This is a genomic window from Exiguobacterium sp. SH4S7 (genome assembly GCF_004336795.1).
Classification (GTDB): domain Bacteria; phylum Bacillota; class Bacilli; order Exiguobacteriales; family Exiguobacteriaceae; genus Exiguobacterium; species Exiguobacterium aurantiacum_A.
In genome coordinates this window covers 1-467 of record NZ_SJUT01000024.1, presented here as the reverse complement: position 1 = coordinate 467, position 467 = coordinate 1, and the positions used below count along the sequence as shown (strand labels likewise).

Genomic DNA, 467 nt, shown 5'->3' with positions numbered 1-467 from the left:
GCTCCTAGTGCCAAGGCATCCACCGTACGCCCTTTCTACCTTGATCTAGCGTTTCTAAGACACACGGTCCGAACGGACCATGCATATTTTTCTTGGTTTGATGTCTTGATGAATCTTCAGTTTTCAAGGAACAAAGTGGAGCCTAGCGGGATCGAACCGCTGACCTCCTGCGTGCAAGGCAGGCGCTCTCCCAGCTGAGCTAAGGCCCCATATAAGGGAATTCTCAAAAAAATGGTGGGCCTAAGTGGACTCGAACCACCGACCTCACGCTTATCAGGCGTGCGCTCTAACCAGCTGAGCTATAGGCCCTCATAATTTGATTTGTCGAGAGATTTGGTCTCTCAAAACTGAACGATGGGCAATGCCACATGGGCATTTTCCTTAGAAAGGAGGTGATCCAGCCGCACCTTCCGATACGGCTACCTTGTTACGACTTCACCCCAATCATCTGTCCCACCTTCGGCGGC

General features: G+C 51.4%; 2 tRNA genes and 1 rRNA gene. All 3 read right to left on the bottom strand.

The features are described 5' to 3' along the window. Positions 1–136 precede the first annotated feature (136 nt). Positions 137–209, bottom strand: a tRNA-Ala gene (locus tag EVJ29_RS15310). A gap of 23 nt (positions 210–232) precedes the next feature. Continuing rightward, a tRNA-Ile gene (locus tag EVJ29_RS15305) sits at positions 233–309 on the bottom strand. Between the two features lie 76 nt (positions 310–385). Next, a 16S ribosomal RNA gene (locus tag EVJ29_RS15300) occupies positions 386–467 on the bottom strand; the annotation flags it as partial.